The organism is Candidatus Collinsella stercoripullorum, from assembly GCF_027669965.1.
Lineage (GTDB): Bacteria > Actinomycetota > Coriobacteriia > Coriobacteriales > Coriobacteriaceae > Collinsella > Collinsella stercoripullorum.
Window position 1 is genome coordinate 1 of the sequence record NZ_JAQECM010000069.1, and the last position, 9912, is coordinate 9912.

Annotated in this window: 9 protein-coding genes; 4 read left to right on the forward strand and 5 right to left on the reverse strand. The window is 66.8% G+C overall.

Annotated features, from left to right (window positions below; translation table 11 throughout):
• Positions 1 to 240 precede the first annotated feature (240 nt).
• Both citC and PHA29_RS09890 read right to left on the reverse strand, forming a co-directional pair.
• Positions 241 to 1287: a [citrate (pro-3S)-lyase] ligase gene (gene citC, locus PHA29_RS09885; RefSeq protein ID WP_270849450.1), complete on the reverse strand. Its 1047-nt coding sequence runs from the start codon at positions 1285 to 1287 to the stop codon at positions 241 to 243.
• A gap of 46 nt (positions 1288 to 1333) precedes the next feature.
• Positions 1334 to 2224 (reverse strand): LysR family transcriptional regulator, encoded by an 891-nt coding sequence (locus PHA29_RS09890; RefSeq protein WP_270849451.1) that lies wholly within the window; start codon positions 2222 to 2224, stop codon positions 1334 to 1336.
• A 454-nt stretch (positions 2225 to 2678) separates the two neighbouring features.
• On the opposite strand from PHA29_RS09890, the gene citD reads away from it, so the two are divergent.
• Genes citD through citF form a run of 3 tightly spaced genes read left to right on the forward strand, consistent with a single transcriptional unit; the run spans position 2679 to position 5473 of the window.
• Positions 2679 to 2981 (forward strand): citrate lyase acyl carrier protein, encoded by a 303-nt coding sequence (gene citD, locus PHA29_RS09895; protein ID WP_270574335.1) that lies wholly within the window; start codon positions 2679 to 2681, stop codon positions 2979 to 2981.
• The gene (locus tag PHA29_RS09900) at positions 2978 to 3895 is read left to right on the forward strand and encodes an aldolase/citrate lyase family protein (protein ID WP_270404520.1); all 918 of its coding nucleotides are present in this window, start codon (positions 2978 to 2980) and stop codon (positions 3893 to 3895) included. Before citD ends, PHA29_RS09900 begins: the two co-directional genes overlap by 4 nt.
• A gap of 15 nt (positions 3896 to 3910) precedes the next feature.
• Positions 3911 to 5473, forward strand: coding sequence for a citrate lyase subunit alpha (citF, locus tag PHA29_RS09905; protein ID WP_270574341.1), 1563 nt, complete (start codon positions 3911 to 3913; stop codon positions 5471 to 5473).
• A gap of 176 nt (positions 5474 to 5649) precedes the next feature.
• Here citF and PHA29_RS09910 read toward each other — a convergent pair whose 3' ends face one another.
• The 3 genes from PHA29_RS09910 to PHA29_RS09920 form a co-directional block, all read right to left on the reverse strand.
• On the reverse strand, positions 5650 to 6630 hold the full coding sequence (locus tag PHA29_RS09910) for a triphosphoribosyl-dephospho-CoA synthase (RefSeq protein ID WP_270849453.1): 981 nt from the start codon (positions 6628 to 6630) through the stop codon (positions 5650 to 5652).
• Positions 6617 to 7318 carry a GntR family transcriptional regulator gene (locus PHA29_RS09915; RefSeq protein ID WP_270404524.1) on the reverse strand — a complete coding sequence of 234 codons (702 nt, stop codon included), beginning with the start codon at positions 7316 to 7318 and terminating at the stop codon, positions 6617 to 6619. The genes PHA29_RS09910 and PHA29_RS09915 overlap by 14 nt, the downstream gene beginning before the upstream one ends.
• Positions 7319 to 7536: 218 nt before the next feature.
• Entirely contained in the window at positions 7537 to 8907 is a 1371-nt protein-coding gene (locus PHA29_RS09920; RefSeq protein ID WP_270404526.1) for a CitMHS family transporter, read from the reverse strand.
• Positions 8908 to 9418: 511 nt separating this feature from the next.
• Between PHA29_RS09920 and PHA29_RS09925 the strand changes: the two genes are divergently transcribed.
• Positions 9419 to 9790: a hypothetical protein gene (locus PHA29_RS09925; RefSeq protein ID WP_270404529.1), complete on the forward strand. Its 372-nt coding sequence runs from the start codon at positions 9419 to 9421 to the stop codon at positions 9788 to 9790.
• The last annotated feature ends 122 nt before the right edge of the window (positions 9791 to 9912 follow it).

Sequence of the window (9912 nt, forward strand, 5' to 3'; positions counted from 1 at the left end):
CCCCTTGTCACACAAACTACCGAAGCCTCAAAAAGATACACACCATACCGCAATCCTGCCAAACCGGACAGCGGGATTCAGGCTCCTTCGACGGGGTTCAAGGCCATCGCGGCTACGGCCACTGCCGCGACCACGGCCGCAGCCGCGGCCGATCCCGGCACCGATTCCGAGGTCACAGCCACGGCCGCAAGCGCGATCGATCCCACAGCCGCAGCCTCGGTCGCGGCCTCGGCGACGCGGTCAGTAGTGGCACACGTCGCACGCTGCGCGGATGCGCGCGAGGACCGGCTCCGCCTCGTCGCTTGCGAAGAACCGGTAGGTCGACTCCGGCACGAGGCGCCTCACGGTATCCAGGTCGCCGGTCTGCAGGGCGCAGCGAACGGTCGAGGCGCTCACGACGCTGCCGTCGACCTCCAGGCGCGGCACCACGACGCACTCGATCCCCGCATGCGGCAGCTCCTCGCACATCACGCGGTTGTAGACGCCGGTCACCTGGCTCGCGGGCTCCTCGCCCACGAAGCGCCGCGTGATGCCGAGCTCGGCGGCGATACGGCAGAACACGGCGATGTCCAGCCGCGCGTGCCCCTCGTTCACCGCGACGTCGTCCTTCAGGAAATAGCTCGGGAAGGTGGCGGAGGAGATGATGTAGGGGCCCGATTCGTGCACCACGACGTTCCCGAGGTCGGCCACCCCCTCGCGGACGAGGCGCATGCGCACGTCGAAGGGCACGAGGCTCGCGTCCTCGCTGACCACGAACAGGTGGAGGGTGTCGCACGCCGACGCCGCGACCTCGACGAGATGGCGGTGCCCGAGCGTGAAGGGATTGGCGTTCATGACGACGGCCCCCGCGGTCCCCGGCCTGCGCGACGAGGAGAGCCGCCGCAGGTACCCGGGGAACCCGTCGGGACGGTTCTCGAGGAACGACAGGGTGCCGTCGACGCGGGCGATCTCATGGAAGCCGAGGTCGCGGAAGAACTTCGCCGCCGTCGTCTTGGTGTAGACGAACAGCTTGAGGTTGCCGCGCTCGTACTCGACCTCGATCAGGTGGGTGATGAGCTTGTTCATGAGGCCCTCGCCCTGATGCTCCGAGCTCACGGCGAGACAGCGCAGCGTGTTGCCGAAACAGCTGCCGGTGCCGATCACGTTGAGGTCGTCATCGACGATGGCGCAGGTGTAGTCGAGGTTGGCGTCGCGCTCGATGCCCTCCTGCGCGAGCAGCGCGTCGACTTTGGCGAGCGTGGCGCGGTCCTGCGGCCAGACCTTGGAGACGAGGTATTCGGCGGGCATGCGTGCTCCCTTCGATGGATGCCGGTCGGTGGCCCGGGCGGGTGTCTTATGGCAGGGGCGCCGCGGGGAAATCCCCGTCCGCGCGGTATTGCTCCTTGATGAGCTCGATGAGCGCCCGCACCTGCGGGAGGCTCTCGGACTCCTTCTGGCAGTCGACGTACATGCGCCGGATGAACGGCTCGCCGTTGGCGAAGGTGCACGGGCGGATGCAGCCGTCGAAGCCGCCGAGGACGATCTCGGGCAGAAGCGCCCAGCCGATGCCGCGGCGGACCAGCTCCTGGCAGGTCATGAGGTCGGTGACGTTGATGCGGTTGGCGTCGTTGCCGAGGTTGTTCTCGTGGAGCCAGCGCGTCATCAGCGCGGTGTGCGCGATATCGGTGGTGTGGTTGATGTAGGTGAGCTCGGACAGCGGCCTGTCGGCGAGCTCGGCGGTGCAGACGGCGCAGATGCGCTCCTGGGCGAGCAGGTACTGCATGCCGTCCCACGGCAGCTCGCCGCGCAGGACGGCGACGTCGAGCTGGCCGGTCTGGAGGCTGGCGTGCAGCGTGCGGCTCTGCCCGGTCACGATGTCGAGCTGGACGCGGGGGTAGCGCCTATGGTACTCGGCGATGAGCTCGGGAAGGTGCACGATGGAGTAGTTGATGGAGAACCCCGCGCTCAGCGAGCCGCAGATCTCGCCCTGGCTCGCGCCGAGCTCGCGGCGCAGCAGCTCGAGCTCGCGGCGGGCCTGGGCCGTGCGCTCGAGCGCGAGCTCACCTTCTGGGGTGAAGCGGACGCCCTTGCGCGTGCGGATGACGATCTCGCAGCCGAGCTCGCGCTCGATCGCCTTGATGCGCTTGGACAGCGCCGACTGCGTGAGGTAGAGCCGGTCGGCGGCGTGCGTGATGTTGCCGCACTCCTTGAGCATGTGCAGCAGGGAGAAGTCCTTCTCGTCCAACGGGGCCTCCAGAACCATCGGGGGACGTTCGCGGTGTTCAATTAATGTTCTTCATGCAAAATGCGCTATTCATTCCTTGAGTTCATAGCACATAGTATCGGAACGATGTGGAGCAGCTATGGCATAACGGCATGATATCGCCGTCCAAAATGGAATAACAGCAGGAGGAACAGAGAAAGAACAGGTGGGCGGAGGCTGCATGCCGGCAGACGGCTCAAACCGGAGGGGGAGGGCACCCAAATTCAAAGTATGACTAAATGGAATCGATTACCACGAAAAACATGATGGTCAGTACATCTTGCTTCGGCCCTACGATGGGGTGCAGACCAGGTGCCCGGACGGGCGACCGGGGCGGGGGGCATCGGGCGCATCCCCGCGACGGCCCGCCGCCGATGCGGCGGGAGGCCCCGGTCCGGCTCCATCCGGGACCGCAACCGAACCGAGAGGAGAGCGAATGGTAATCGAGAAGACGGCCGTAGCGGGCACGCTCGAGTCCAGCGACGCCCAGGTCACGGTGGAACCCGCCGCGGACCTCGCGCTCGCCATCGAGAGCAGCGTGCTCAACCAGTACGGGCGCCAGATCAAGGCGACCGTCGAGGAGACCCTCGGGCGCCTCGGCGTCACGACCGGGCACGTGTCCGTGGTCGACAAGGGTGCGCTCGACTGCACCATCAAGGCGCGCGTCGAGGCGGCGGTGTTCCGCAGCTGCGACGCGTCCGCATCCGATATCCCCTGGGGAGGTGCCGTCCGCTCATGACGAAGATCACCCGTCCGCGTCCGAGCAAGGACCGCCTGCGCCGCACCATGATGTTCATGAACGCGCAGCGTCCCGGTCTCATCAAGGACGCCTACATCTACGGCTGCGATTCGATCATCCTCGATCTGGAGGACGCGGTCGCCGTCAACCAGAAGGACGCCGCGCGGTTCAGCCTGTACCACGCGCTGACCGAGGTTGACTACGGTGACACCGAGGTCATCGTCCGCATCAACGGCCTGGACACCGAGTACTGGCGCGAGGACGTCCGCGTGTGCGTCGCCGGCGGCGCCGACGGCATCCGCATCGCGAAGTGCGAGAGCGCCGACATGGTCCGCCAGGTCGAGGCGGCCGTCGAGGCGGCCGAGCGCGAGTTCGGCGTCGAGGTGGGGCGTACCCTGCTCATGGCGGCCCTCGAGAGCCCGCTGGGCATCATGAACGCCTACGAGATCTGCACCGCGAGCGACCGCATGCTCGGCTGCGCCATCTCGGGCGGCGACTTTCGCCAGAGCATGCACGTGCAGATCGAGCCGGACGGCGTGGAGATGCAGGCAGCCCGCGGTCAGATGCTGCTCGCGGCCCGCGCCGCCGGCGTCCAGTGCCTGGACACCATGTATCCCAACCTGGACGACGAGGAGGGCTTCCGCCGCGAGGTCGACCTGGTCGCGCGCATGGGATTCGATGGCAAGTCGGTCATCAACCCCAAGCAGATCGCCTACATCCACGAGCGCTTCGCGCCCACGCCCAAGCAGATCGCCCATGCGGAGAAGATCGCGCGCAGCTGCCGTGCGCAGTCCGAGGCCGGCATCGGCGTGTACGTGGTGGACGGCAAGATGGTCGACCCGCCGTTCTACAAGGAGGCGGAGCGCATCATCGAGCTCGCCAAGAAGTGCGGCGTCTACCACGGCGACCTGTAGAGAGGAGATACGCTCATGATCAATGCGGTGGGGCGCGACATCCCCGATTACCTGCTCACCGACGGCCGCGAGGTCTACCAGGGCCGCTTCGCCAAGGACGGCCAGGTCATCAAACGCGATTCGCCCGCCTGCGTGGTGCGCGAGAAGCCGACGGCCGACAAGCTCGTCGGCACGATCCGCGAGGCGTGCGAGAAGTGCGGCGTGCACGACGGCATGACCATCTCGTTCCACAGCGAGTTCCGCAACGGCGACTACACGGCCAGCCAGGTCGTGAAGGTGCTCGTCGAGGAGCTCGGCGTGCGCGACCTGCGCGTGGCGGCCACCTCCCTGGGCGATGCCCACGACCTGCTCGCCGATTACATCGAGCAGGGCATCATCACGCACATCGAGTCCTCGGGCGTGCGCGGGCGGATCGGCGAGGCCATCTCGCACGGCAAGCTGAAGGAGCCCGCGATCATCCGCTCCCACGGCGGGCGCCCCCGCGCCATGATGGCCGGCGAGGTCCATGTGGACGTGGCCTTCCTCGCCGCGGCCACCTCGGACAAGGCGGGCAACGCCAGCGGCACCGGCGGCAAGAGCAACTGCGGTTCCCTGGGCTTCGCCATCCCCGACTCCCAGTACGCCGACAAGGTCGTCGTCATCACGGACTGCCTGGTCGATTTCCCCAACGTGCCGGCATCCATCAAGTGCGAGGACGTCGACTACGTGGTCGTGGTCGACCAGATCGGCGATCCCCGGCGCATCGCCTCCAAGGAGGCGCGTTTCACCCAGGACCCGCGCGAGCTCATGATGGCCGAGCGCGCGGCCGACATCATCGCCGCGCTTCCCTACTTCACCGACGGCTTCTCGTTCCAGACGGGCGCCGGCGGCCCGTCGCTCGCCGTGAACCGCTTCCTCGAGAGCCATATGCGCGAGAAGGGCATCAAGATGGGCTTCGCCCTGGGCGGGGTCACGGGAGCCATCTGCAACCTCATGGACAAGGGCCTCGTGGGCAAGATCCTGGATACGCAGGACTTCGACCTCACGGCCATCAAGCACCTGGAGGAGAACCCCAACCACGTGGAGATGAGCCAGAGCGAGTACGCGAACCCCGGCTCCAAGGGCGCGTACGTGAACTACCTCGACTACATGGTGCTCTCCGCGCTCGAGATCGACACGAAGTTCAACGTCAACGTCATCACGGGCTCCGACGGCGTGGTGCGCGGCGCGCCGGGAGGCCATCCCGACACGGCGGCGAGCTCCAAGTGCTGCATCATCGTGACGCCGCTCGTGCGCGGGCGCATGGCGACGGTCTGCAAGGACGTCACCACCGTCACCACCCCGGGCGAGTGCGTCGACGTGCTCGTGACCGATTACGGCACCGCGGTGAACCCCGCCCGCCAGGACATCATCGACTGCCTCGACGCCGCGGGCATCCCGCACGTCAGCATCGAGAGCCTGCAGGAGCGGGCCTACGCCATCGTGGGCGAGCCCGATCCGCTCGAGTGGGAGGACCGGGTCGTGGCCATCGTCGAGGCCCGCGACGGCACGATCCTGGACGTCATCCGCCAGATCAAGCCTTACTCCCTCGATAAGTAACAGCCATCCCGATCCCGGCGGCGCCGCAGGCCTGCACGCGTTCGGCGCCGCCGGGTGGATACGAGGGCGAGGAGCCCGGCAGCTTCACTCCGGCTGCCGGGCTCCTCGCTGTTTCGCATGCGGGGGTGCCGCCGATGCGGGACGCGACCTCGGGGCGGGCTCGCGCCCGGGTGCGCCTAACGGGCCGGCGGGGCGCCCTCGAAGGTCCAGGCGCGGCGGTAGTCGAGCGCGTCGAGGCTGAGGATTCCCTCGAGGAGGCCGAAGAAGATGCCGAGCGAGAGCAGGTCCGCGGCGCCCCCGGGGCTCACGTTGCGCGCGATGAGCACCCCGTCGTAGGCGATGAGCTCGTCGACGAGGGCGTCCTCGGGAAGGTTCCGCTCGTCGAGGGCGCGGCAGAAGGCGCGGTGATCGGCGAGCGCCCCCATGCCGCCGCGGTGCACCACGTTGGTGTCCTCGAGCACGGCCATGAGCTTGACGAGGGCGCGCAGCAGGACGTCGCCCGCATCGGGCGCGCACGCCAGCTCCGACCGGCGGCCGCGCAGGTAGGGCAGGAGCAGCTCGCGCAGGCGGGGGTAGCCGAGCGCCGCCTCGCCGCGGATGCCCTTGATGCCGCTCTCGAGGAAGATCCGCTCGCCGTGGGTGAGCCCTCCGCCGCTCCCGGGGCCCCCGGAGCGGGCGAGCAGCTCGCGCACGTCGTGGTCGAGCAGGCAGGCTCCCATGCGGGATACGAGGTCCAGGATCTCGTCGCTGTCGGCGGGGGAGAGGGGCAGGCCGCGCCCCTCGGACAGCAGGGAGCCCGCGGCCCCGAGGATGAGGGCGAAGGTGAAGTTCGCCCCCTTGTGCGTGTTGACGCCGCCCGTCGCCGCGAACATGGCGCGCTCGGCATCGATGCCGATGCGGCGCATCTCGTCCGCGAGCCCGGCGGCATCGGCGCCGTCCGCGCCCAGGCGGAACCCGGCTGCGGCGTATGCGGAGAGGAAGGGCTCGAGTGCGGCGGCGCTGGCGAGGAAAGTCGAAAGGTCCATATCGGTGTGCGCGCCGTTGGTGCGCCGGTCGACCAGGCCCGGCTTGGGGGTGAGGCGCGCCTCGGCGACGAGCGATGCGGCGGCGAGGCGCGCGAGGTGCCCTGCGGCGACCTCGCCGTCAGCGGATGCCACGGTCGGTCATCTCGCTGCTCACGAAGCCGTGCGAGTTACGCAGGTGCGCGCGCACGACCGGCTCGATCTTGCTCTCCGGGCCGAAGCGCATCGCGAGGTAGATCCCCCAGTGCTCCTCGAGCGCCTGGTTGCGGCGGATCTCCGGACGGATGGAGACGTCGCGGAAGTAGCTCGAGTACGCCTGCAGGGGCGCGATGATGCTCATGAGGCGGGGGCTGTCCGCCTTGGTGAAGATGAAGCGGTTGAAGTCGTTCATGTTCTGGATGACGCCGTCGACGTCGCCCTGGGCGTTGCAGCGCTGCCCGTGCTCGAGCAGGGCGCGGAGCTCCTCGAACTCCTCCTCGCTCATGTTGCGGGCGGCCTTGGTGGTGGCGAGGACCTCGAGCACGCTGCGGATCTCGAACACCTCGTCGGCATCGCGGCGGGTGATGCCGCGGACGATCACGCCGCTGCCGGGCTTGCGCTCGACGAGGCGCTCGTCGGCGAGCTGGTCCAGGGCGGCGCGGATGGGGGTCCTGCTGATGTGGAGCGCCGCTGCGAGCTGCTTCTCGTTGATGGCGGTCCCCGCCGGGACGCGTCCGAGCGCGATCGCTTGGCGGAACGCGGCGAGCAGCACGTCTTTGAGCGGGGCGTTCTTGGAGAGGTCGAGGAACTCACAGAGCGTGAGCATCAAAGAATCAGTGTCCACCCAATACCTCCTAGGTGCTCCGGTCGCGCGCTGCATATGTGTCATTCTAATGGACGGCACGCGCCCTTCCCGTACTGAACGGCAGATTAGGTGTCGCGAGAGATTCCATTTAGGAAACGAACGGGCGTCCTGTGCCGCTCGGTTCACAGAAAACCGCGGCCGCCGGGGAGGCGACCGCGGTTCGGAAAGAGGGAGCCGATGTCAAACCGGCAGAGCCCTTAGGCCTGCGGGATGTACAGCGGGATGGCGCCGGTGGCCATGATCGTGACGACGAAGATCACGAAGATGCACGCGGCCCACTTGCCCGCGGCGCGCTGCCACTCGCCCAGGTCCTGGCCGGTGAGGCGCAGGAGCAGGTAGATGAAGGCGGTCAGCGGGGACAGCAGGTGGAACGCCTGGCCCATGAGGGAGGCGAGGGCCATCTGCAGACCGGTGAAGCCGTAGGCGTAGCCGGCCTCGGCGATGGCGGGCATGACGCCGAAGTAGAAGCCGTCGTTCGAGATGAAGAACGTGCCGGGCGCGGAGATGAGGCAGACGATGAGGCCCCAGAAGCCCGCGAGCTGCTGCGGGATGATGGTGATCAGCGACTGCGCGACCGCGTCGGACATGGACAGACCGAGCTCGGAATCGCCCTGGAACAGGCCCATGAAGATGCCGGCGCCGAAGATCAGGATGACGACCTGGACGGCGTCGCCGCCGTTGTCACCGATACGGGCGGACTGGTCCTTGAGGTTCGGGTAGTTCACGAGCAGGGCGAGGATGGTACCCACGATGAAGAGCATCTGGTTGGGCAGGGAGATGGCCTCGATGAACGAGCCGGCGACGAGCCATGCGATGAGCACGACGGTCATGATGGCGTTGAAGGCCCAGTTCTGAGGACGGCGGATGGCGAGGGTGTCGGGATCGTCGATAGCGGTGAGCTCATCGATCTCGGCCTGGGTGAACTCGTGCACACCGAGGCGCTCGCGCTCCTTCTTGCCCATGTAGCGGGCGACGACCACGATGTTGAAGATGACGGAGATGATCATGCCCGGCATGAGGTAGCTCAGGATGTCGCCGCCGACGTTGGTGACCGCCATGGCGCGGGCCGTGGGGCCGCCCCAGGGCAGCAGGTTCATGACCGTGTTCTGAAGGATGACCAGGACGGCCAGGTTCATCTTCTTCATGCCCAGCTTCTCGTAGATGGGCAGGAACGCCGCGCAGCACACCAGCGTGGTGGTGGTGCCGTCGCCGTTCATGGAGATGGCGGCCGCGACGACCGAGGTTGCGATGAGGACCTTCATCGGGTCGCCCTTCGCGAACTCGATCATCTTCTTGGTGATGGGGTCGAACAGACCGGCATCGAGCATGATCGAGAAGTACAGGATGGCGAACAGAAGCAGGATGCCCGTGTTCGCGGTGGTGCCCAGGCCGTTCATGACCCAGTCGCCCAGTAGCGTCCACTGCGAGATGTTGCCCGTCGCGATCAGCATGATGAGCGCGAAGACGAGCGGAATCGAGCAGAGGGCGACGAGCGGGGACAGCTTCTTGGTCATGACCACGAACATGAAGACCGCGATCATGAGCCATCCGAGTATGGTGATAACCATAATCTTCCCTTCCCTTTCCCTTTTCCAATAGAAACCGACAGTACGCGGCGGCTTGCGACAGTGCAGCGATCGCAGGCGGCCGATGCTCGGGCGAAACGATAGCGCCTTGCTTACGAAAAATACGCAAAGGGCACACGTTTGGAACACGAGAAATACAACCGGTGTCCTAGGGATTCATAAAGTCGCAGGTAGCGGAAGTGGACCGCAGTTCTGGAAAGGGGGTTGGATTATCGGGGGACCGTTTACCACCTCGATTCCTACCGTTCACCGGAGGTGGGTTCGTGCGATATCGGCGGCTTTTGGCCGCAAAAGCCCTCGATTACTAGAATCTGAACAGGAAAACGCAAGCGTAAGAGGGGTGAGACAGCAGAAAGACACGCGTGCTCGCCAGCGAACAACGAAAGTGCAATCAGTCCAATATGTACGAATATAAAGTAGAGGCCATGAATCGTAGGCACGGATACGTGGCAATCGCGTCCGATTGCCGGGATAACCGAGGGGAAGTGAGTGAATGGGCTTCTTTGATTGGCTGCGTCACCGCAACGCCGATTCCGACGAGGCGAGGCCCGCGGCGGCCCCGTCCGCGGCGGACGCCGCCGAGGTCGCGGCGCCGGTGCAGCCTCGGGACGAGTGGGAGCCGGTCGCGCCGTTCGTCCCGGTCGATGCCGCCGAGCACCGCACCGTCGTGGTGGCCGCGACGGCCATCGCCGCCGGCGACCGTCCCGAGAGCCAGATGGTGGTGCGCCGCGTGAGCGCGGTCAACCCCGAGCACCGGCTCGTCTCGTGCATCGCGTCGGCCATCGCCGCCGGTTCGATGGAAACCAGTCAGTTCGTCGTCAAGAACATCTATAAGAAGGTAACGGAGGAAGACCATGCTGCGTAAATTCAAGATCTCTATCGACGGCACCCAGTACATGGTGGAGATGGAGGAGATCGGCGCCCCGACGCCGACGCCCGCCGACGCCGTGGCCGCGCCCGCACCGGCCCCCGCGCCCGCCGCGGCCC

What these genes read in the sequence shown, in the direction of transcription:
- citC (WP_270849450.1), bottom strand. Translation starts at nt 1,287, where the DNA reads ATGCCCGCCGAATACCTCGTCTCCAAGGTCTGGCCGCAGGACCGCGCC.
- citD (WP_270574335.1), top strand. Translation starts at nt 2,679, where the DNA reads ATGGTAATCGAGAAGACGGCCGTAGCGGGCACGCTCGAGTCCAGCGAC.
- PHA29_RS09900 (WP_270404520.1), top strand. Translation starts at nt 2,978, where the DNA reads ATGACGAAGATCACCCGTCCGCGTCCGAGCAAGGACCGCCTGCGCCGC.
- citF (WP_270574341.1), top strand. Translation starts at nt 3,911, where the DNA reads ATGATCAATGCGGTGGGGCGCGACATCCCCGATTACCTGCTCACCGAC.
- PHA29_RS09920 (WP_270404526.1), bottom strand. Translation starts at nt 8,907, where the DNA reads ATGGTTATCACCATACTCGGATGGCTCATGATCGCGGTCTTCATGTTC.
- PHA29_RS09925 (WP_270404529.1), top strand. Translation starts at nt 9,419, where the DNA reads ATGGGCTTCTTTGATTGGCTGCGTCACCGCAACGCCGATTCCGACGAG.